This is a genomic window from Methylobacterium sp. J-067 (assembly GCF_022829465.1).
GTDB lineage: Bacteria > Pseudomonadota > Alphaproteobacteria > Rhizobiales > Beijerinckiaceae > Methylobacterium > Methylobacterium litchii.
Genome location: NZ_JAKSXZ010000101.1, coordinates 1 through 19,251, shown reverse-complemented (window position 1 = coordinate 19,251; position 19,251 = coordinate 1). Strand labels below are relative to the sequence as shown.

At 72.1% G+C, this 19,251-nt stretch carries 21 protein-coding genes and 1 pseudogene; 10 read left to right on the top strand and 12 right to left on the bottom strand.

The genetic code is table 11. The annotated features are described in order from the left end of the window. Nucleotides 1-84 precede the first annotated feature (84 nt). From MKK52_RS12390 to MKK52_RS12380, 3 genes are read right to left on the bottom strand one after another with little or no spacing between them, the layout of a single operon-like run. A complete protein-coding gene (locus MKK52_RS12390) occupies nucleotides 85-996 on the bottom strand; it encodes a LysR family transcriptional regulator (protein ID WP_243954163.1) in 912 nt (303 codons plus the stop codon). After that, nucleotides 993-2,180 carry an amidohydrolase gene (locus MKK52_RS12385; RefSeq protein ID WP_243954162.1) on the bottom strand — a complete coding sequence of 396 codons (1,188 nt, stop codon included), beginning with the start codon at nucleotides 2,178-2,180 and terminating at the stop codon, nucleotides 993-995. Before MKK52_RS12385 ends, MKK52_RS12390 begins: the two co-directional genes overlap by 4 nt. Further along, nucleotides 2,177-2,623, bottom strand: coding sequence for an Lrp/AsnC family transcriptional regulator (locus MKK52_RS12380; RefSeq protein ID WP_243954161.1), 447 nt, complete (start codon nucleotides 2,621-2,623; stop codon nucleotides 2,177-2,179). The genes MKK52_RS12385 and MKK52_RS12380 overlap by 4 nt, the downstream gene beginning before the upstream one ends. Before the next feature lie 147 nt (nucleotides 2,624-2,770). Between MKK52_RS12380 and alr the strand changes: the two genes are divergently transcribed. Both alr and MKK52_RS12370 read left to right on the top strand, forming a co-directional pair. Continuing rightward, nucleotides 2,771-3,874, top strand: coding sequence for an alanine racemase (gene alr, locus MKK52_RS12375; protein ID WP_409564661.1), 1,104 nt, complete (start codon nucleotides 2,771-2,773; stop codon nucleotides 3,872-3,874). An 8-nt stretch (nucleotides 3,875-3,882) separates the two neighbouring features. Continuing rightward, on the top strand, nucleotides 3,883-5,142 hold the full coding sequence (locus MKK52_RS12370) for a D-amino acid dehydrogenase (RefSeq protein WP_243954159.1): 1,260 nt from the start codon (nucleotides 3,883-3,885) through the stop codon (nucleotides 5,140-5,142). 58 nt (nucleotides 5,143-5,200) lie between these two features. On the opposite strand, the gene MKK52_RS12365 is transcribed toward MKK52_RS12370, so the two are convergent. Further along, nucleotides 5,201-6,190, bottom strand: coding sequence for a hypothetical protein (locus tag MKK52_RS12365; protein WP_243954158.1), 990 nt, complete (start codon nucleotides 6,188-6,190; stop codon nucleotides 5,201-5,203). 103 nt (nucleotides 6,191-6,293) lie between these two features. Here MKK52_RS12365 and MKK52_RS12360 point away from each other — a divergent pair, with 103 nt between their 5' ends. Next, nucleotides 6,294-6,791 (top strand): peptide deformylase, encoded by a 498-nt coding sequence (locus MKK52_RS12360; RefSeq protein WP_243954157.1) that lies wholly within the window; start codon nucleotides 6,294-6,296, stop codon nucleotides 6,789-6,791. 80 nt (nucleotides 6,792-6,871) lie between these two features. Then, on the top strand, nucleotides 6,872-8,086 hold the full coding sequence (gene zigA, locus MKK52_RS12355) for a zinc metallochaperone GTPase ZigA (protein WP_243954156.1): 1,215 nt from the start codon (nucleotides 6,872-6,874) through the stop codon (nucleotides 8,084-8,086). Between the two features lie 10 nt (nucleotides 8,087-8,096). Here the strand turns inward: zigA and MKK52_RS12350 are convergent, their stop codons facing one another. The 4 genes from MKK52_RS12350 to MKK52_RS12335 all read right to left on the bottom strand — a co-directional run bounded on the left by MKK52_RS12350 (nucleotide 8,097) and on the right by MKK52_RS12335 (nucleotide 11,567). Then, on the bottom strand, nucleotides 8,097-8,762 hold the full coding sequence (locus tag MKK52_RS12350) for a response regulator transcription factor (RefSeq protein ID WP_243954155.1): 666 nt from the start codon (nucleotides 8,760-8,762) through the stop codon (nucleotides 8,097-8,099). Between the two features lie 17 nt (nucleotides 8,763-8,779). Next, complete coding sequence (locus tag MKK52_RS12345) at nucleotides 8,780-10,849, bottom strand: ATP-binding protein (RefSeq protein ID WP_243954154.1); 2,070 nt, start codon at nucleotides 10,847-10,849, stop codon at nucleotides 8,780-8,782. A 69-nt stretch (nucleotides 10,850-10,918) separates the two neighbouring features. Beyond that, complete coding sequence (locus tag MKK52_RS12340; RefSeq protein WP_243954153.1) at nucleotides 10,919-11,119, bottom strand: Rmf/CrpP family protein; 201 nt, start codon at nucleotides 11,117-11,119, stop codon at nucleotides 10,919-10,921. A 181-nt stretch (nucleotides 11,120-11,300) separates the two neighbouring features. Continuing rightward, nucleotides 11,301-11,567, bottom strand: a complete 267-nt coding sequence (locus tag MKK52_RS12335; protein ID WP_243954152.1) for a hypothetical protein — start codon at nucleotides 11,565-11,567, stop codon at nucleotides 11,301-11,303. Nucleotides 11,568-11,771: 204 nt separating this feature from the next. Between MKK52_RS12335 and MKK52_RS12330 the strand changes: the two genes are divergently transcribed. The 3 genes from MKK52_RS12330 to MKK52_RS12320 all read left to right on the top strand — a co-directional run bounded on the left by MKK52_RS12330 (nucleotide 11,772) and on the right by MKK52_RS12320 (nucleotide 14,531). Continuing rightward, nucleotides 11,772-12,017, top strand: a complete 246-nt coding sequence (locus MKK52_RS12330; protein ID WP_243954151.1) for a hypothetical protein — start codon at nucleotides 11,772-11,774, stop codon at nucleotides 12,015-12,017. Next, complete coding sequence (locus MKK52_RS12325) at nucleotides 11,995-12,171, top strand: hypothetical protein (protein ID WP_243954150.1); 177 nt, start codon at nucleotides 11,995-11,997, stop codon at nucleotides 12,169-12,171. The genes MKK52_RS12330 and MKK52_RS12325 overlap by 23 nt, the downstream gene beginning before the upstream one ends. 197 nt (nucleotides 12,172-12,368) lie before the next feature. Further along, nucleotides 12,369-14,531: a malate synthase G gene (locus MKK52_RS12320; protein ID WP_243954149.1), complete on the top strand. Its 2,163-nt coding sequence runs from the start codon at nucleotides 12,369-12,371 to the stop codon at nucleotides 14,529-14,531. A 154-nt stretch (nucleotides 14,532-14,685) separates the two neighbouring features. Here MKK52_RS12320 and MKK52_RS12315 read toward each other — a convergent pair. Both MKK52_RS12315 and MKK52_RS12310 read right to left on the bottom strand, forming a co-directional pair. Further along, nucleotides 14,686-14,970: pseudogene (locus MKK52_RS12315) on the bottom strand (ArsR/SmtB family transcription factor); the annotation flags it as partial. After that, a complete protein-coding gene (locus tag MKK52_RS12310) occupies nucleotides 14,967-15,560 on the bottom strand; it encodes a peroxiredoxin (RefSeq protein ID WP_313898751.1) in 594 nt (197 codons plus the stop codon). The gene MKK52_RS12310 and the pseudogene MKK52_RS12315, both read right to left, overlap by 4 nt. 244 nt (nucleotides 15,561-15,804) lie before the next feature. On the opposite strand from MKK52_RS12310, the gene MKK52_RS12305 reads away from it, so the two are divergent. The 3 genes from MKK52_RS12305 to MKK52_RS12295 are packed head-to-tail and all read left to right on the top strand — an operon-like array spanning nucleotide 15,805 to nucleotide 18,328. After that, nucleotides 15,805-17,208, top strand: coding sequence for a cytochrome ubiquinol oxidase subunit I (locus MKK52_RS12305; RefSeq protein ID WP_243954147.1), 1,404 nt, complete (start codon nucleotides 15,805-15,807; stop codon nucleotides 17,206-17,208). An 11-nt stretch (nucleotides 17,209-17,219) separates the two neighbouring features. Next, nucleotides 17,220-18,230: a cytochrome d ubiquinol oxidase subunit II gene (gene cydB, locus MKK52_RS12300; RefSeq protein WP_243954146.1), complete on the top strand. Its 1,011-nt coding sequence runs from the start codon at nucleotides 17,220-17,222 to the stop codon at nucleotides 18,228-18,230. Beyond that, complete coding sequence (locus MKK52_RS12295) at nucleotides 18,230-18,328, top strand: DUF2474 family protein (protein WP_243954145.1); 99 nt, start codon at nucleotides 18,230-18,232, stop codon at nucleotides 18,326-18,328. Before cydB ends, MKK52_RS12295 begins: the two co-directional genes overlap by 1 nt. A gap of 298 nt (nucleotides 18,329-18,626) precedes the next feature. Here the strand turns inward: MKK52_RS12295 and MKK52_RS12290 are convergent, their stop codons facing one another. After that, a complete protein-coding gene (locus MKK52_RS12290; protein WP_243954144.1) occupies nucleotides 18,627-19,010 on the bottom strand; it encodes a CsbD family protein in 384 nt (127 codons plus the stop codon). Between the two features lie 70 nt (nucleotides 19,011-19,080). Next, nucleotides 19,081-19,251, bottom strand: a 171-nt coding sequence (locus tag MKK52_RS12285) for a CsbD family protein (protein ID WP_243954302.1), incomplete at its 5' end; no start/stop codon positions are given.

Sequence of the window (19,251 nt, the reverse complement as noted above, 5' to 3'; positions counted from 1 at the left end):
GGTCGGCTCAGAATGTCCCTCCCCGCGAGCGTTGCGACAAGAAGGGAATTCGACACGAGCCGTGCGGAAATCGCGAACGGTCGCTCAGGTCGGCGTCGGCCGGAAGGCCACCATCCGCTCCGCGAGCCAGCCGATCAGCCGCCCCATCGCCTCCGGCAGGCGCCGCCCGGCGCGCACGACCAGATGCGCGCTCGCCTCGGAGAGGATCGGCTCGCGCAGGGGCACGGCCGCGAGCTGCCCGGCCTGCAGTTCCGCCGCCACCACGAAGCGCGGCAGGAAGGCGATGCCCATTCCCGCCGTGACGAAGCGGCGGTGCAGCTCGAAGGCGCCGGTCTCCAGGCGCGGGACGAGGCGGAAGCCGCCATCGGCTTCCGCGCGGCCGAGCATCTGCCGCACCCCGTGATCGGGCGGCAGCAGGATCGCGGGCTCGGTGGCGAAGGCGCGCAGGGGCACCGGGCCGGAGGCGCGGGCGAGGGGATGGCCCTTCGGCAGGATGGCGAGGAGGGGCTGGCGCGCCGAGACCACGCCGCAGACATCCGGCCGGGCCGGGGGGTTGTAGGCGAGGCCGAGATCCGCCTCGCCCTGCGCGACGGCGGCGAGGATGCCGTCCGTGGTGCCGCCCTCGATCTGGTAGGCGATGCCGGGATGGGCCTGCGCGAAATCCGCCAGGGCGTTGTCCACGAGGTCGATGAGGAAGCCCGCCCCGCAGCGCAGGCGGATCGTGCCCTGCTGCACCCCGCGCAGGCGCTTCAGCCGGTCCTCCAGCAGGGTGGCCTCGTCGGCCTGCCGCTGGGCGTGCTCCGCCACCATCCGCCCGGCTTCCGTCGGCACGACGCCGCGCGGCAGGCGTTCGAGCAGCGCCTCGCCGACCTGCGCCTCCAGGTCGATGATCTGGCGGCTCACCGCCGAGGCGGCGACGTTCAGGGTCTCGGCGGCGGCCCGCACCGAGCCGGCGCGCACCACGGCGAGGAAGTAGCGCAGGGCCCGGTCGGTCATGGGGCCTCCCAGGCCGGCGCGCCCTGGGTGATGACGCGGCAGGGCTGGCGCCGCTCCACGATCACCTCGGCTACGCAGGAGGCCTCGAACAGGGCGAGGTCGGCGGGCAGGCCCGGCGCCATCGCGCCGGGGCCGAGGCCGAGGGCCCGGGCCGGGATCGCCGTGGCATGGTCGAGGAGGGCGGTCAGCGCCGCGTCCGTGCGGCAATCGAACCGGTAGGCCGCGAGCATAGCCCGGTCGACCATGCCGGTGACGGAGGACGGATTCCAGCAATCGCGCACGTTGTCGGTGCCGAAGCAGATCGCGACGCCGAGTTCCCGCAGGCGGGGCAGGGGAGGGCAGCGGGCCCCGCCCGGCACGCTGCTCACCAGGGTGACGCCCGCCCGCGCCAGACCCTCCGCGATCCGGCCGAGGCGGTGATCGTCGGCCTCGGCCAGGGCGAAGGCGTGGCTGATCGCGACCCGGCCGTGCAGGCCGGCGGCCTGGGTGCGGGCGATGATCGCCTCGATCTCGGACAGCCCGCCCTCGCCGCCATCGTGGAGATGGATGTCGAGGCCGCGCCCGTGGCGCTCGGCCAGGGCGAAGAGCGTGTCGAGGGGCGCTTGCGCATCCCCGTCGATGCCGAGCGGGTCGAGGCCGCCGACGAGGTCGGCGCCCATCCGCATCGCCTCGTCGAGGTGATCCGCCGCCGGGGGGCAGGCGAGGAGGCCGCTCTGCGGGAAGGCGACGATCTCGATCCGCATCCGCCCGGACCAGCGGGCGCGCAGGTCGAGGATCTGCGCGAGGTGGCCGGTCCCCGTCACGTCGTCGATGTCGACATGGGTGCGCAGGCTCGTCGTGCCCCCGCGCAGCATCCGGTCCAGCAGGGCCTCGGCCCCCTGCTCGGCGAGCGGCACCCGGCTCTCCCGCCGGAAGGCCTTCTCGTCCTCGATCCGCGCCCGCACCGAGCCCGCCGCCCGGTGAGGGCGCCAGGGGAGCCCGAGCAGGCACTTGTCGAGATGGACATGCGCATCGGTGAGGCCGGGCAGGACCAGCGCCCCGGCGCAGTCGATCTCCCGCGCCGCCTTCGGGCCCGCTTCGCCGGGTTCGCGGATCGCTGCGATGCGGCCCCCGGCGATGTCGATGACCCGCTCCCGCCCGTCGAGGTTCGCGCGCAGGAGGCGCAGGTCGGGGGCGGCGCTCATGCGCGGCCCGCCGCCACGACGGTGCGGATCGCGAAGCTCGATTGCAGCCGCGCCACGCCGGGCAGGCGAGACAGAACCTCCTTGTGCAGCCGCTCGTAATCGGCCGCGTCGCTGATCTTGAGCTTCACGAGGTAATCGGCCGTGCCGGTCATCAGGTAGCAATCCTGCACCTCGGGGCAGCGCCGCACGGCGGCCTCGAAGCGGTTCAGGTAATCCTCCGTCTGCCGGTCCAGGGTGAATTGCGTCAGCACCACCAGCCCCGGCTCGTCGGTGACGCCGCCGATGATCGCGGTGTAGCCCCGGATCACCCCGCTCTCCTCCAGCACCCGCACCCGGCGGTGGCAGGCGGAGGCCGACAAGCCGACCTTCCCCGCGAGGTCGGCGTTGCTGATGCGCCCGTCGGCCCGCAGGGCCCGGATGATGCGGTGGTCGATCTCGTCCATGGCGGAAACGTCCGAATATCCGCAGAAAGTTGCACCGCCACGCTTAGAACGCAATCACCTGCGGCGGAAACGCCGGAAATTCGGTGATCCTGCGTGTAGCGTAGCCCTGTCGTCGCGGAGGCGGGCATGGGCATTGTCGATCGGGTCATGAGGCAGGACACGAGCCTCGCCGCCGCCTTCCTGAGCATCGACCTCGGCGCCCTCCGGGACAATTACCGCCTCCTCGCCCGCCGCGTCGGCCCAGCCGCCTGCGCCGCCGTGGTGAAGGCCGATGCCTACGGCCTCGGAGTCGCCCGCGTCGCCCCCGTCCTGGCGGAGGCCGGCTGCCGTCAGTTCTTCGTCGCCCAGGTGGGGGAGGGGGTGAGCCTGCGGGCGATCCTCGGGCCTGGACCGGGCATCGGCATCCTCAACGGCACGACCCCTGGCAGCGAGGCGGCCTGCGCCGCGAGCGACCTCGTCCCCGTCCTCAACGACGCCGCGCAGCGGGACGCCTGGGCGGGGCTGGCGCGGCATCTCGGGCGCCGCCTGCCCGCGATCCTGCAGGTCGATTCCGGCATGACGCGCTTCGGCTTCGACCCGGCAGAAGCCCTCGCCCTCTTCGATGAGCCCGATGCCTTCGCGGGGCTCACGCTCACGCTGGTGATGAGCCACCTCGCCTGCGCCGACACGCCGGAGCATCCGGCCAACGCGGCCCAGCTCGCGGCCTTCTCGGCCGTCCGCCGCCGCCTGCCCCGCGTGCCGGCGAGCCTCGCCGCCTCGTCGGGGATTGTCCTCGGGCCGGAGTTCCATTTCGACATGGTCCGCCCCGGCGCCGCCCTCTACGGGATCGCCCCTCAGCCGGGCCGCGACAACCCGATGCGGCCGGTCGTCTCCCTGCGCGCGCGGGTGATGCAGCTGCGCGCCGTGCCGGCGGGCACGCCGGTCGGCTACGGCCATGCGGGCGTCACGGCCCGGGACTCGCGCCTCGCCACGGTGGCGGTCGGCTACGCGGACGGGTTCCCGCGCGGCACGGACGGCGCGGCGGGCTTCCTCGCCGGGACGCGCCTGCCGCTCGTCGGGCGGGTCTCCATGGACAGCCTCGTCCTCGACGCCACCGACGTGCCGCCCGGCGCCATCGGGCCGGGGTCGCTCGTGGACCTGATCGGGCCGGAGCAGGGGGTCGATGCCCTCGCGGCGGCCTCCGGCACCATCGGCTACGAGGTGCTGACGCGCCTCGGCCAGCGCTTCCACCGCAGCTATACCGGAGCCTGAGGCAGGCCATGCATGTCACGATCCTCGGCGGCGGCGTCGTCGGCGTCACCTCGGCCTATTACCTCGCCCGTGCCGGGCACCAAGTCACGGTGCTGGAGCGCCAGCCGGGCGCGGGGCTGGAGACCAGCTTCGCCAATGCGGGGCAGGTCTCGCCGGGCTATTCCGCCCCCTGGGCCGCGCCGGGCATCCCGGTGAAGGCGATGAAGTGGCTGATGATGCGCCACCGTCCCCTCGTCCTGTGGCCGAGGCTGGAGCCACGCCTCTACGGCTGGCTGGCGCGGATGCTCGCGAACTGCACCGAGGAGGCCTACACCCGTAACAAGGGCCGGATGGTGCGGCTGGCGGAATACAGCCGCGACGTGCTGCGCGACCTGCGCGCCGAGACCGGCATCGCCTACGACCACCGCGAGAAGGGCACGCTCCAGCTCTTCCGCACGCAGAAGCAGCTCGACCATGTGGGCGACGACACCCGCGTCCTCGACGCCTACGGCGTGCCCTACGACGTGCTGGACCCCGCCGGCTGCATCGCCGCCGAGCCGGCGCTCGCGCGGGTCGGCGGGGTGTTCGTGGGCGGCCTGCGCCTGCCCGGCGACGAGACCGGCGACGCCCATCTCTTCACGCAACGCCTCGCCGCGCTCTGCGAGGGGCTGGGCGTCACCTTCCGCTACGGCGTCTCCATCGCCCGGCTCCACCATGAGGGCGGGCGGGTCACGGCGGTGGAGACCACGGACGGCGAACGGCTCGCGGCGGATGCCTATGTCGCGGCGCTCGGCAGCTACACCCCGGCTCTGCTGCGGCCCTTGGGCATCGCCCTGCCGGTCTATCCGGTGAAGGGCTATTCCCTGACCCTGCCGGTCACGGACCCGGAGGCCGCGCCGGTCTCGACGGTGATGGACGAGACCTACAAGGTCGGGATCACCCGGCTGGGCGAGCGGATCCGCGTCGGCGGCACGGCCGAACTCGCGGGCTTCAGCAGCCTCCTGCGCGAGCCCCGCCGCGAGACCCTGGCGCGATCCGTCGGCGACCTCTTCCCCGGGGGCGGCGACCTCGCCCAGGCGACGTTCTGGACGGGCCTGCGCCCGATGACGCCGGACGGCACGCCCATCGTCGGGGCGACGCCGCTCACGAACCTGTTCACGAACACCGGCCACGGCACGCTCGGCTGGACCATGGCCTGCGGCTCGGGCCGGCTGCTCGCGGACATCGTCACCGGCCGCACCCCGGAGATCGCAGGCGACGACCTCGCCGTCGCCCGCTACGCGGCGTAAGAGAGCCCCCGGCGGTTCCTTCGTACCGTGGTCGCCCGTGTCAATTCGTAAGGGCCAATCAGTTCGCAAGGGCCAAGAGGTAGGCGTCCCATTTCTTCGCGGCGGCATTGCGGGCTGCGGGATCGCTTGGTTGCTCGTACATCGCCTGTGCCGCGGCCATGGCGCTCCGAAGCATCGGGTCGTGATAGACGACGGGCTGCAAGATTGCGGAGATGGAATCGATGAAGGCGCGACCGCCCGAGCTCGGTTGGCCCTTGGCCAACGCGGTGAGGATGCGGTCGAGGGGGGAGCCCCCCGTCTTGGGGTCCCCACCCGTCACGAAGTCCGCCCGAGTGGCGATCAGCGAGGTGAGATCGGTCACATCCATCTCGTCGAGGTTCTTCATCATGCTCTGCAACCGCAAAGCCTGGATTGCCGGATCACGGGCTGCGGCGAGGATCGCCTCCGACTTGGGCGTCGAGAACAGGGTGAACATGCGCTGCGCCGATTCGGCGGCGGCCTCGGCATCGTTCGGGTAGAGGACGTGTGACACCGCAGTATCCAGCGGTTTCTTCATCTCGATCGTCCACATTGCCCAGCTCGGGACACCGTCGTTCAGCCGGGCCGTGAGATTGGTGGAGGTGGCCGTCCACGGATTGCCGTTGATTGCGTCGAGCACCCGCGTCAGCGGAGACCCATTTCGCCAGTTGCTCCCGCCGGGCAGGTTCTCCGGAACCGTCAACGCGGCGGCCACCCCCCCCATCTGAGAGACGCCGGCGCGCTGGATCATGTCCGACAGCTGGGCGGACGTGATCGTCGGATCCTTGGCGGCGGCGAGGATCGCCGCCACCTGGGCCGACGGCGCCGAACCTCCCGGCTGACCGGATGGGGGGATGGCGAAAAAGTGAACGAAGATGTCCCGCGACGGGTCGTTCGCCGACGTGCTCTGCGCCACGGCACCCTGCGCACCGGAGCGATCGACACTGAAGACGGGCTGCGAGGCCTGCTGATCGCGGGCGATCGCCGCCGGCCAGAGGGAAGGTCGAAATCCGCCGATCGAGGACGCCATAGCCCGTACCTTCCTTAAAGACGGTCCAGCCTGAGGCGCTAACCTGACGGCAACCTGTCGGCCCGGCCTCGCCCTTGCGGGTCGCACGGCGTAAACGGGCGCCATGCCCGCGCGCCCCCTCGTCCTGTTCCCCGATCCCCACCTCTCCGCCCGGGCGGCGCCGGAGGAGGCGTTCGGCCCCGACCTCCGGGCTGTGGCGGAGGACGTCCGCGAGACCCTGCTCGCCGTCTCGGCCCTCGGCCTGACGGCGCCGCATATCGGAATCCTCCGGCGGGTCGTCGTCGCCCGCATGGCGCCGGAGGACGCGCCGCGCATCTACGTGAACCCCGTCGTCCTCTGGGCCTCCCCCGAGACGGCGACCCACGACGAGGGCAGCGTCAGCATGCCGGGCGTCCGCGAGCGGATCACCCGCCCTGCCCGCATCCGCCTCGGCTACCGGGACCTCGCGGGCGACGCCCACGAGGAGGAGGCGGCCGACTTCTCGGCAGCCATCCTCCAGCATGAGATCGACCAGCTCGACGGCCTGTTCTGGATCGACCGCCTCTCGCGCCTCAAGCGGGATCGCCTGCTCAAGCGCTTCGCCAAGGCGAAGCCGGCCTGAGCCTGGCTCCCGGCCCGGTTGACTCTGTAACGTTATTACATTTTATCTGGTCGCGTTCCGGCAATCGATCGGTCACGGCCATGCGCGACACCCGACTTCCTGTCACCGTCCTCTCCGGCTTCCTCGGCGCGGGGAAGACGACCCTGCTCAACCACGTCCTGCACAACCGCGAGGGGCGGCGGGTGGCGGTGATCGTCAACGACATGAGCGAGGTGAACATCGACGCCGACCTCGTACGGGACGGCGGCGCCGGCCTCTCCCGCACCGACGAGCGGCTGGTCGAGATGACCAACGGCTGCATTTGCTGCACCCTGCGCGACGACCTCCTCGCGGAGGTGCGCCGCCTCGCGGGGGAGGGGCGCTTCGACTACCTGCTGATCGAGGGCACCGGCATCGCCGAGCCCCTGCCGGTGGCCTCGACCTTCTCGTTCCGCGACGAGGCGGGCCATTCCCTCTCGGACGTGGCCCGCCTCGACACGATGGTCACGGTGGTCGATGCCGTGAACCTGCTCAAGGATTACGGCTCGAACGACTTCCTGCGCGACCGGGGCGAGACCGCCGGCACGGAGGATGCCCGCACCCTGGTCGATCTCCTCGTGGAGCAGATCGAGTTCGCGGACGTGGTGGTGATCAACAAGGCGCGGGACGTGCCCGCCGACCGCCTCGCCCTGGTGCGCGCGGTGGTGCGCGGCCTGAACGGCGACGCACGGATCGTCGAGACGGATCACGGGCAGGCGCCCCTCGACGCGATCCTCGATACCGGCCTCTTCGACGAGGAGCGGGCCGAGCGGCACCCGCTCTGGTTCAAGGAACTCTACGGCGCCGCCGAGCACGTGCCCGAGACGGAGGAATACGGCATCGCCTCCTTCGTGTACCGGGCGCGGCGCCCGTTCGATCCGGCGCGGTTCAAGACCTTCATCGACGCGACCTGGCCGGGGCTGATCCGGGCCAAGGGCCATTTCTGGCTGGCGACCCGGCCGGATTGGGTGGGGGAATTCTCCCTCGCGGGGGCCGTGGCCCATGTCTCGGCGATGGGCTTCTGGTGGTCGGCGGTGCCGCGCAAGCGCTGGCCGGAGGCGGACGAGTTCCGCCAGCGCCTCCAGGGCGTGTGGAGCGAGGTCTGGGGCGACCGACGGCAGGAACTCGTCTTCATCGGCACCGGCATGGATCGGGCCGCGATCACCGCCGCGCTCGATGCCTGCCTCGTGGAGACCGGACGCGACGCCACGCCCTTCGATCCGGCGCCCTACCGGCACCTGCCCGACCCGTTCCCGGAATGGCGCCGCGCCGCGTGAGGGCGGCGGGTCAGGTCCGCAGGGCGAGGGCGTCGAGCCAGCCCCGCGCGGCGGCGTAGCGGATGATCTCGGCCCGCGTCCGCAGGCCCAGCTTCTCGGCGGCCCGCGCCTTGTAGGTCTCGACCGACTTCACGCTCACGTCGAGGCGCCGGGCGATCTCCTTGTTGCTGAAGCCCTGCGCGATGAGCCGCAGGGTCTCGGTCTCGCGGGGGCTCAGGGCCTCGCCGCCCTCGGCCGCCTCCGCCCGCCCGGCCGCGCCGGACGGGTCCAGGGCATGGCCGGCGATGGACGGGTCGAGATAGACGCCGCCCGCCGCCACCGCGTGGACCGCGCGCAGCAGGTCGTCGGCGGCCGAGCGCTTCAGCAGGTAGCCCCGCGCCCCCGCCTTCAGCAGCGGCTGCACGTAGGCCGCGTCCTCGTGGACGGTGAGGATCAGCACCCGCGTGCCGGGGCATTCGCCCGTGACCCGCTCGGTGAGTTCGAGCCCGTTGAGCCCCGGCATGGAGACGTCGATCACCGCCACGTCCGGCCCGGCGGCGCGGATCATCGGCAGGGCGTCGCGGCCGCTCGTCGCCTCGCCCACGAGGTCGATCTCCGGGTCGGCGGTCAGCAGCGTGCGGATGCCCGCGAGCACGATCGGGTGGTCGTCGGCCAGGGCGACGCGGATGCGGTCCATGATGGTCTCCATGCGCCTCAGGCCGCCTGCGGCACGGGGATGTCCACGAACAACGCCGTGCCGACACCGGGGGACGTCTCCAGGGTGAGCGTGCCGTCGAGGAGGGCCAGCCGCTCGCGGATCCCCGACAGGCCGAGGCGCGGCTTGCCCGGCGCCCCGGCTCCGCCCGGTCGCGCGGCATGCTCCGCGTCGAAGCCGATCCCGTCATCCTCCACGATCACCCGCATCGCGTCGGTGCGGTGCTCCACCGCGACGCTGACGGTCGCCGCCACCGCATGCTTCAGCACGTCGGTCAGCGCCTCCTGCACGATGCGGTAGACGGCGGTCTCGACCGGCGCCGGCACCCGCGCCGCGTCGCCCAGGAATTCGAGGTCGGCCCGGATGCCGTGTCGGCGGCTCCACTCCCGCAGCAGCGTGGCGAGGGCTTCGCACAGGCCGAGGTCGTCGAGGGCGGTGGGGCGCAGATCGACGGCGGCGCGGTGGATGTCGCGGCCGATCTCCCCAGCGAGCCCCTGCAGCCACTGGACGTGGCGGCCCGCCTCCGGCCCGCTGCCGGCGACGAGCCGTTCCAGGCTCTTGAGGCCGAGCGAGAGGCCCGTCACCGTCTGCCCGACCTGATCGTGCAACTCGCGGGCGATGCGGCGTTGCTCGTTCTCCTGCGCCTCGCCGAGTCGCCGGAGCAGTTCCAGCCGCTCGGCCTCGGCGCGCTTGCGCGGCTCGATATCCGACACGACGCCGTAGATGAGCCCGGCCGGCGCCTCGCCGTGCAACTGGGGCGCCCGGCCGGCGAGGCGCACCCAGCGTGGCCCGCCCGTCCCGTCGGCGACGCGGAACTCCTCATCGACGGGGCCGCCCTCCGCGAGGCTCCGGCCGATGGCGTCGTCGAGCCGCGCCCGGTCCTCGGCGAGGACGGCGCCCAGGGCCCCGGCGAGGCCGGTCTCGGTCTCGCGGCCCTCGGCGACCTCGCCCCGCCAGCCGAGCAGCGTCGCGGCGCGGGCGGAGGCGGTCACCTGCCCGCGCCCGGCATCCCAGCGCAGGGTGCCGAGTTCGGCGGCCTCGGCGGCGACGGCCCCCTGTTCCTCGCTCGACCGCAGGGCGAGGGTGAAGCGCGCCTGCTCGCCCGCCCGGCGCTGGGCCATGTCGCGCCCCACCAGCCCGACGAGGGCCAGGGCGAGGCCGATGCTGAGGACGCTGCCCCCCGCGAGCACCGCGTAGGAGCGCGAGACCGGGGCGTTCAGCGCGGCCACCGGCATCCCGAAATGCACCGACCAGCCGCCCGTGTCCTTGAGGGTGCGGTAGACGACCTCGACATTCGCGCCCTCCAGGGTCGGGCCGGTGTAGAAGCCCTGTGGCGCCCGGCGGATCGCCGCCTGCAGGGCCGCGTTCGCCGGCTGGCCCAGTTCCTCCGCCTCGGCGCGGGTGCGGGCGATGGTGATGCCGTCCGCGTCCACGATGGTGCCGACCCAGCCCTCCGGCGCCCCCGCATCCCGCAGGATCGAGCTGACCGCGTTGGTGGCGAGGCGCACCGAGAGGACGTAGCGCAGCACGCCATCCCGGATCACCGGCACCCGCAGGGCGACGAGGCGCTTGCCCGAGACCGTGCCCACCGGCCCGATCCCGCCGATCACCGGCTTGCCCGTGCGCACGACGGCGTCGAAGCTCGCCCGGTCCGAGGTGGGCCCGAGGGTGTCGTCCAGCGAGCGCAGGAGGTTGACCACCTGCCCGCCGTCCGGCCCGGCCAGCTCGACCGTCTCCCAGAGGGGATGGGCCTGCCGCAGGCGCTCGGCCTCGGCGTAGAAGGCGGCGAGGTCGGGCGTGTCGAGGGTGGCCGAGGCGGCCTCCGCCTCCAGCACCGTGACCTGCGAGGCGAGGTCGGAGGCGACGCGCTCGGCCACGCGGGTCGCGCTGGCCACGGCCGCCCGCCGGTCGAGGTCGCGCTGCTGCTGCGCCATCAGGGTCGCGACCCAGCCGCTGAGCAGCAGGACCGGGATCGCGGCGGCGAAGACCAGGGCGACGAAGGTGCGGCCGTTGCCGCGACTCAGGTGGTGCTCGCCGCCCGGGACCCCTCCTGTTCTGCGGATGCTCATGGGGCGCGCCGGGCGAACCTTCCCTCCGGGACAATCCCCGCGAGCCTACCCCGTTCGGGGCGCGTCAGGTCAAGCCGGCACCCGGGCGGGTGCGGCGGCGGGGCGGGTGAGGGCGGGGTGGGGCGCCCGCGCGCCGAGGTCGCTGACCGACCCGTCGAACCCCTCGAACCACGCGCGGCGCTCGCGGGATTCCCCCGGATAGGGGCAGGCGTCGCGCGGCCGACCGAGCGTGCGGGCCCGGGCGCCCTGCTTGATGATTTCCATGATCATGGACCCGATCCTCCCGCTTGCCGAAACGTAGCGGTAACAGGAGGGCCCATGATCGTCGTGCGGACAAGTATTTTCGGCGCCGGCGCCGGTCTCTCCGACACCTGTCGGGGTCATCCCGACAGGATCGGCGGAGGAATCGTCTTGACCGTTGCCTGTCGATGACTGTCCTTCGTGGCCGGGCTCAGTAACCGTAAGGCCCGTAGCCGAAGCCGATGCCCCGGAAGCCGCGATAGTGGCGGCCGTAATGCCGGCGGTGATGCCGGTGGCCGAAATGGCGGTGATGGCGCAGGCCGTGATGGCGCAGGCCGTGATGGCGCCCGCGGAATCCGTGATGGTGCCCGGCGTGATGCCCGCCCAGCCCATGACCCCGGACAGGCCGCGCCTCGCTCGATGGCGAGAACAGGAGAAGGCTCGATACCGCCGCGAGGGCGATCGCAAGGTGTTTCATCGGGATGGCTCCTTTGTCTCGACCATCCCTGATCTGGGAGCGGGGGGCCGCTCTCGCAGTCGGAGAGACCCGCGACCCTGTCGGGACAACCCTGACAGCCCCTCTGTCACCCCTGCGGGCGGGGGTTGCGAGGGTGGGGTCGATTGACGAAGCGTTAAGCATGGCCCTGGGACTCTGCACCGCATCGCATGGACGAGGAGCGACATGACGACAGCGAAGGCCTTCACCGCCCGGTTCACCCTGGGCTGGCGGCAGCGGGACCGGGATGCGTCCCCCGACGCGGCGGGCGCGGTGGCGCAGGCGATGCGCCACGCCTCGCCCGAGGATTGGGCACGCTACGGCGGCGGCCTCGTCGCCCCGGACCTCGCGGAGCAGGGGGCCTCCCTCCACGCCGGCCGCATCGACGACGGGAGGGACGAGGCCGGGCATGACCTGTCCGCTGCCGTTTGATCTCGGTCTCGTCGGGGTCCGCCCCTCCGGCAAGCCGCCCCGCGCCGCCAACGACAACGGGCACCACGCCCTCACTTGGACCCTGCACGCGGTCGGCGGCGCCTCCCTCGGCCTCGCCGTCCTCTGCGGACTCGCGGCCATCCTGACGGTCTGACCGGCGGGCCGACCCCGTGCGGCGCCGGGCTACAGACGGCGGCCGTCGCCATCTGAATGCTGTATACGGCGGGTGCCATCCGGCCGGAGGTTTGCTATGCGGACCCCGCCCGGACCCTGCCGCGCCGACAGGTTCGGGCTCTCGGCACCGTCTGCAACGGGCGGCCCCGGCCGCCGAACCTCCCGAGTGTTTCGAAGATGGATCGACTGACCATTGGCGGCCTCGCCGTCGCGCGGGTGCTCCACGATTTCATCGCGGAGGAGGCCCTGCCCGGCACCGGCATCTCGCCCGAGGTGTTCTGGGGCGGCCTCGGCGCCATCGTCCGCGACCTCACCCCGAAGAACCGGGCCCTTCTGGCCAAGCGCGACGAGCTTCAGGCCAAGATCGACGCCTGGCACCGGGAGCGGGCGGGCAAGCCCGTCGATCCGGCGGCCTACAAGGCGTTCCTGACCGAGATCGGCTATCTCCTGCCGCCCCCTGGCCCGGTGCAGGTGCGCACCGAGAACGTGGACGACGAGATCGCGCGCATCGCCGGGCCGCAGCTCGTGGTGCCGGTCTCGAACGCCCGCTACGCGCTGAACGCCGCCAACGCCCGCTGGGGCTCCCTCTACGACGCCCTCTACGGCACCGACGCGGTGTCGGAGGAGGGCGGGGCGGTGGGCGGCGGCGGCTACAACCGCGCCCGCGGGGCCCGCGTCGTCACCCGCGCCCGCAGCACGCTCGACCGCTTCGTGCCGCTGGCGGGCGGGCGCCACGCCGACGTCGTGACCTACGCCGTCGAGGACGGGCAGCTCGTCGGCAACATGAACACCGGCGAGACCGTGCCGCTGGCGCGGCCGGAGCTGTTCGCGGGCTATCGTGGCCGGGCGAGCATGCCCTCGGCCCTGCTCCTGCGCCACCACAACCTGCACATCGAGGTCGTGATCGACCGCACCCACCGGATCGGCCGGTTCGACGCCTCGGGCGTCGCCGACATCCTGCTCGAATCTGCCGTCTCCACGATCATGGATCTGGAGGATTCGGTGGCGACGGTGGATGCGCAGGACAAGGTCGTCGTCTACCGCAACTGGCTCGGCCTGATGAACGGCACCCTCGCGGCCGGCTTCGAGAAGGACGGCCGCCGCCAGGAGCGCCGCCTGAACCCCGACCGGCACTACATCGCCCCGAACGGCGGCGAGGTGGTGGTGCCCGGCCGCTCGCTGATGCTGGTGCGCAATGTGGGCCACCACATGGACACCGACGCGGTGCTCGACGGAGAGGGCCACGAGATCCCCGAGGGGATGCTCGATGCCGCCGTGACGGCGATGATCGCCATCCACGATTTGAAGGGCGATTCCGGGCTGCGCAACAGCCGGAAGGGCTCGGTCTACATCGTCAAGCCGAAGATGCACGGGCCGGAGGAGGTCGCCTTCGCGGTCGAGCTGTTCGACCGGGTCGAGGCGATGCTGGGCCTGGAGCCCAACACCCTCAAGATGGGCATCATGGACGAGGAGCGCCGCACCACGGTGAACCTCGCCGCCTGCATCGCGGCGGCGGCGAGCCGCGTGGTGTTCATCAACACCGGCTTCCTCGACCGCACGGGCGACGAGATCCACACGGCGATGGAGGCCGGCCCGGTCATCCGCAAGAACGACATGAAGGCGACGCCCTGGATCAAGGGCTACGAGGAGAACAACGTCGATGTCGGCCTCGCCTGCGGGCTGAAGGACCGGGCGCAGATCGGCAAGGGCATGTGGGCGGCCCCCGACGCCATGGCCGAGATGCTGATGCAGAAGGGCGGCCACCCGAGGGCCGGCGCCTCGACGGCCTGGGTGCCCTCGCCCACCGCCGCGACGCTGCACGCGCTCCACTATCACGAGATCGAGGTCGCGGCGCGGCAGGCGGAGCTCGCCCGCCGCCCCCGCTCGGCCCTGGACGAGATCCTGGAAATCCCGCTCGCCCGCTCGAACTTCGCCCCCGACGACGTTCAGCAGGAGATCGACAACAACGCGCAGGGCATCCTGGGCTACGTGGTCCGCTGGGTGAACCAGGGCGTCGGCTGCTCCAAGGTGCCGGACATCCACGATGTCGGCCTGATGGAGGACCGGGCGACCCTGCGCATCTCCTCGCAGCACATCGCCAACTGGCTGCACCACGGGGTGGTCAGCGAGGAGCAGGTGATGGAGACGCTGAAGCGGATGGCCAAGGTGGTGGACCGGCAGAATGCCGGCGACCCGCTCTACACGCCGATGGCCCCCGGCTTCGACGGCCCGGCCTTCCAGGCGGCGAAGGACCTCGTGCTCAAGGGCCGGGCGCAGCCAAACGGCTACACCGAGTGGGTCCTCACCGCCCGCCGCCGCGAGGCGAAGGCGGCCGGCTAGGCTAGGCCGCGGGCCGGGGGAGGGGCGCTCACGCCTCGCCCCCGACCTGCCCGAACTCCCCGACCTGTCCGAACATGGCCGCCTGCCCCAGGGCGCGGGCCTGCGCCTCGGGGCCCCGCGCCGTCGCCCGGTGTTGCGGGCGGCCCGCGATCAGGATGTCCTCGATCGCGCCGAGGAGGGCGACCATGCGCGGATCGGTCAGGCTGTAGAACACCACCTTATGCTCCCGCCGGGTGGCGACGATCGCGGCGTTGCGCAACTCGCCGAGCTGCTGCGACAGGGTCGGCTGGCGGATGCCCAGGCGCTGCTCGATCTCCGAGACCGCGCATTCGCCCCGCGCCAGCAGGGCGAGGATCCGCAGGCGGTTGGGGTTGGCGACCAGCTTGAGCCGGTCGGCGGCGGCGGTCGCGGCCGCCTCGTCGGGCCCGGGGAGCGTCACAGGCGCTCCAGCCGGTGATACCAATCGGCCCCGCAGGCGCCGACCTCGTCCCCCGTCATCGGCGGATGGGTCAGGACCGGATCGCCCGGCCGCCAGCCCTCGGGCGTCGAGATGTCGGCCGCGTCGCTCGCCTGGAGCGCCCCGACCAGCCGCAGGATCTCGGCGACGCTGCGCCCGACCGTGAGCGGGTAGGCGGTGAGGGCGCGCACGATTCCCTCGGGGTCGATGACGAAGGTGGTGCGCACCGTCGCGGTGGAGGTCGCCCCCGCCGGCAGCATCCCATAGGCGCGGGCGATGCCCATCCCCGGATCCTCCACGATGGGAAAGGGGATCCGCACGCCGAAATGTTGCGCGATGCTCTGCTGCCACGCCAGATGCGATGACAGGCTGTCGACCGAGAGGGCGAGGAGATCGCACCCGAGCGCCTGGAACGCCGCGTGGGCCTGCGCGAAGGCGATGAACTCGCTGGTGCAGACGGGGGTGAAATCCGCCGGGTGCGAGAACAACACCAGCCAGCGCCCGCGATAGGCGCCGAGGGTGCGCAGCCCCATCGTGGTGCGGGCGCGGAAGGCCGGCGCGGCATCCCCGATGAGCGGCGGAGGGCCGGGCGGCACGGTGGCTTCGATGGTCACGGCGCGAGGCTCTCGGACAGGGCGGCCGCGATGATGGCGGCCGGCGTCCCAGGGGTCAATCTATCGTCTGACGATATGGCGAAGCTGGCCTATGAGAAACATGGATTGACAGCGCGGCGCTGCAGCGCACACTGCGCGGCGATGTGTCGCTGAGTCGGTCGGGTCTAGCCGTCTCCGGCCATCCCTGACGGGGACCGATCCGATGCTGGCCGACCATCTCCCGAATGCGCTCGATCTCGCCCGCAGCCAGTTCGCCTTTACCGTGGTCTGGCACTTCCTGTTCCCGTCCTTCACCATCGGCCTCGCGAGCTACCTCTGCGTGCTGGAGGCGTTCTGGCTCGCCACGGGGCGGGACGTCTTCCTCGACACCTACCGCTACTGGCTGAAGATCTTCGCCGTCGTCTTCGCCATGGGCGTCGTGTCCGGGTTGGTGATGAGCTACCAGTTCGGCACCAACTGGTCGGTCTTCTCGGACAGGACCGGCCCGATCCTCGGCCCGCTCCTGGGCTACGAGGTGCTGACGGCCTTCTTCCTGGAGGCGGGCTTCCTCGGGGTGATGCTGTTCGGGCTGGAGCGGGTCGGGCCGCGGCTGCACTTCCTCGCCACGGGGCTCGTGGCGTTCGGCACACTGATCTCCGCGTTCTGGATCCTCTCGGCCAATTCGTGGATGCAGACGCCCACCGGCTACGGCCTCGATGCCGAGGGCCGATTCGTGCCGGCGGATTGGTGGGCGGTGGTGTTCAACCCGTCCTTCCCCTACCGCTTCGCCCACACCGTGACGGCGGCCTACCTGACGACGGCGATGATCGTCGGCGCCGTGGGGGCGTGGCATCTGCTGCGCGACCGCGCCAATCCCCGCGCCCGGCTGATGTTCTCCATGGCGATGTGGATGGCGGCCCTGGTCGCGCCCTGCCAGATGGTGCTCGGCGACCTCCACGGGGGCAACACCTACCACCACCAGCCTGCCAAGGTGGCGGCGATGGAGGGCCATTTCGACAGCGTGACCCGCGCGCCCTCGATCCTGTTCGGCTGGCCGGACGCCCAGGCCGCCGAGACGAAATACGAGATCGGCATCCCCGGCCTCGCGAGCCTTTACCTCGCCCACGACCTCGACGCGAAGGTGACGGGGCTGAAGGATCTGCCCCGCGAGACGTGGCCCACCAACCTGCCCCTCGTCTTCTGGGCCTTCCGGGTGATGGTCGGCCTCGGCCTCATGATGATCACCCTCGGCCTGTGGTCCCTCGTCCTGCGTGCCCGGGGCCGGCTGTACGAGACGCCCTGGCTGCACCGCTTCGCCGTGGCGATGGGGCCCTCCGGCCTGATCGCCGTGACGGCGGGATGGGTGGTGACGGAGGCCGGGCGCCAGCCCTTCACGGTCTACGGTCTGCTGCGCACGGCGGACAGCGTCTCGCCCATCGCCGCGCCCGCCGTGGCGGCCTCGCTCGCGGCCTTCGCGCTCGTCTACTTCGCCGTGTTCGGGGCGGGCATCTGGTACCTGTTCCACCTGTTCGACCAGACCCCGCGCCCGCACGAATCCGGCCCGCCCGTCGGCCAGCCGGTGCGGACCGCCGGCATCACCTCGGCCCCCGCCCTGGCGGCCGAGTGACGGAGGCTGTGATGGACATCGACCTCACCCTGATCTGGGCCTTCCTGATCGCCACCGCCGTGTTCCTCTACGTGGCGATGGACGGGTTCGACCTCGGCATCGGCATCCTCTTCCCGGCGATCCACGCCAAGGCCGACCGGGACGTGATGGTGAACTCGGTCGCCCCCGTCTGGGACGGCAACGAGACGTGGCTGGTGCTCGGCGGCGGCGGGCTGTTCGCGGTCTTCCCGCTGGCCTACGCCACGATCCTGCCGGCCCTCTACATGCCGCTCATCCTGATGCTGCTCGCCCTGGTGTTCCGGGGCGTGGCCTTCGAGATGCGCTTCCGGGTCGCCACGCCGCGCGGGCAGCTCTGGTGGGACCGGGCCTTCTCGTGGGGGAGCGTCGTCGCGGCCTTCTGCCAGGGCATCGCGCTCGGCGCCTTCGTCCAGGGAATCCGCATCGAGGGCCGCGCCTATGCCGGCGGCTGGTGGGACTGGCTGACCCCGTTCTCGCTGCTCACCGGCATCGCCCTGGTGGTGGGCTACGGCCTCCTCGGCGCCTGCTGGCTGATTTGGAGGACGGGCGGCGAGTTGCAGATCCGCGCCTATCGCCTCGCCAAGCCCCTCGCAGTGGCGACGCTGGTCCTCATCGCCGTGGTCTCGGCGACGATGCTCGGGGTGAGCGCCGCCTTCCGGGCACGCTGGCTCGGCCTGCCGGGCATGCTGGTGGGCGCGCCGGTGCCGCTCCTCGTCGGGGTGCTGGCGTGGCGCTTCGCCCAGGCCCTGGAGCGGCGGGAGGAGGTCTCGCCCTTCCTCTGCGCGCTGGGCTTCTTCCTGCTGTCCTATATCGGGCTCGGCATCAGCATGTGGCCCTACATCGTGCCGCCGAGCGTCACGATCTGGCAGGCGGCGACCCACCCGAAATCCCAGGCGTTCCTGCTCTACGGGGCGGCGGTGCTGGTGCCGCTGATCCTGGCCTACACGGCCTACGTGTACTGGCTGTTCCGCGGGAAGGTCACGGCGGAAGCGGGGTACCATTGATGCGCCGGCTCGGGTGGTTCGTCCTGCTCTGGGGCCTCAGCGTCGCGAGCCTCGCGGCGGTCGCCCTGCCGCTGCGATGGCTCCTGAAGGCCGTGTGACCGAGGCGCGGACCAGGGTCCCCGCGCTCCGCCTACGATCCGGCGAGCAGGCCCGCGGATTGGACCACGACCACGACGAGCGTGCACAGCACCGCCGCCGCCATGACATACGACACGATTTTCATGAGGGGCGGCATCGCGGGGCTCCTGGCTTCGTGGGGGACGAGGGTCAGTAGCCCCGGCGCGGCGGGGTGGTCGCCCGGCCGGTGACGCGGCGCGTGACGAAGGCGATCAGCTTCGGCAGCAGGAAGGCGGTGAGAATCTTGCGGATCATCGGGATCTCCAGGGTGCGAGGATGTCAGCGCGAGGGGCGGGCGAGCCAGCCCAGGGCGAAGGCGACGCCCACCAGCGCGAGCAGCGTCGTGCCGCGGTTGGCGTCGGCGTAGCGGACGGCGCTCCGGCCGTGCGTCGTCGCCTGGCGGCGGGCCTCCTGGGCGTAGTGCCGGCCGTCCTCGATCAGATGATCGGCCCGCTCACGGGCCTCGTGGGCAAGGTGGCGGCCATCCTCGGCAAGGTCCTCGGCGCGATCGCGGGCGCGGCCGTAGGCGTATTGGGCACTGCCCGCCACCTGGTTCACGGCGCCGCGCACTTGGCGGGCCGGATCGCCGGTCAGGCCACCGAGGGTGGTCTGCGCGCGACCCTTGAGGTGACGGGACGCGCCACGGATCTGGTCGCGGTTCATGGCTTTCTCCTGTGCGGGTTGGAGGGGGGATCGGGCGGCACCAGCCGGGCCGGCGCCGCCGTCGGGGGGATCAGTGCTTGCCGGTGACCTTGTCGGCGATGTTCTTGGCGCCGTCCTTGACGTCGCCGACGGTCTTCTGCGTCTCGCCCTTCAGCTCCTGCGCCTTGCCCTCGGCCACGAGCTTGTCGTTGCCGGTCACGTTGCCCACGCCCTGCTTGACGTTGCCGACGGCCTCGTTGGC

Excerpts from the sequence above, each read along its gene's own strand:
- MKK52_RS12380 (WP_243954161.1), bottom strand. The coding sequence starts at position 2,623 with ATGGACGAGATCGACCACCGCATCATCCGGGCCCTGCGGGCCGACGGG.
- zigA (WP_243954156.1), top strand. The coding sequence starts at position 6,872 with ATGCGCGACACCCGACTTCCTGTCACCGTCCTCTCCGGCTTCCTCGGC.
- MKK52_RS12305 (WP_243954147.1), top strand. The coding sequence starts at position 15,805 with ATGCTGGCCGACCATCTCCCGAATGCGCTCGATCTCGCCCGCAGCCAG.
- MKK52_RS12295 (WP_243954145.1), top strand. The coding sequence starts at position 18,230 with ATGCGCCGGCTCGGGTGGTTCGTCCTGCTCTGGGGCCTCAGCGTCGCG.
- alr (WP_409564661.1), top strand. The coding sequence starts at position 2,771 with ATGAGGCAGGACACGAGCCTCGCCGCCGCCTTCCTGAGCATCGACCTC.
- MKK52_RS12290 (WP_243954144.1), bottom strand. The coding sequence starts at position 19,010 with ATGAACCGCGACCAGATCCGTGGCGCGTCCCGTCACCTCAAGGGTCGC.
- MKK52_RS12385 (WP_243954162.1), bottom strand. The coding sequence starts at position 2,180 with ATGAGCGCCGCCCCCGACCTGCGCCTCCTGCGCGCGAACCTCGACGGG.
- MKK52_RS12360 (WP_243954157.1), top strand. The coding sequence starts at position 6,294 with ATGCCCGCGCGCCCCCTCGTCCTGTTCCCCGATCCCCACCTCTCCGCC.
- MKK52_RS12390 (WP_243954163.1), bottom strand. The coding sequence starts at position 996 with ATGACCGACCGGGCCCTGCGCTACTTCCTCGCCGTGGTGCGCGCCGGC.
- MKK52_RS12325 (WP_243954150.1), top strand. The coding sequence starts at position 11,995 with ATGACCTGTCCGCTGCCGTTTGATCTCGGTCTCGTCGGGGTCCGCCCC.
- MKK52_RS12335 (WP_243954152.1), bottom strand. The coding sequence starts at position 11,567 with ATGAAACACCTTGCGATCGCCCTCGCGGCGGTATCGAGCCTTCTCCTG.
- MKK52_RS12330 (WP_243954151.1), top strand. The coding sequence starts at position 11,772 with ATGACGACAGCGAAGGCCTTCACCGCCCGGTTCACCCTGGGCTGGCGG.
- cydB (WP_243954146.1), top strand. The coding sequence starts at position 17,220 with ATGGACATCGACCTCACCCTGATCTGGGCCTTCCTGATCGCCACCGCC.
- MKK52_RS12370 (WP_243954159.1), top strand. The coding sequence starts at position 3,883 with ATGCATGTCACGATCCTCGGCGGCGGCGTCGTCGGCGTCACCTCGGCC.
- MKK52_RS12365 (WP_243954158.1), bottom strand. The coding sequence starts at position 6,190 with ATGGCGTCCTCGATCGGCGGATTTCGACCTTCCCTCTGGCCGGCGGCG.
- MKK52_RS12340 (WP_243954153.1), bottom strand. The coding sequence starts at position 11,119 with ATGATCATGGAAATCATCAAGCAGGGCGCCCGGGCCCGCACGCTCGGT.
- MKK52_RS12350 (WP_243954155.1), bottom strand. The coding sequence starts at position 8,762 with ATGGACCGCATCCGCGTCGCCCTGGCCGACGACCACCCGATCGTGCTC.
- MKK52_RS12320 (WP_243954149.1), top strand. The coding sequence starts at position 12,369 with ATGGATCGACTGACCATTGGCGGCCTCGCCGTCGCGCGGGTGCTCCAC.
- MKK52_RS12345 (WP_243954154.1), bottom strand. The coding sequence starts at position 10,849 with ATGAGCATCCGCAGAACAGGAGGGGTCCCGGGCGGCGAGCACCACCTG.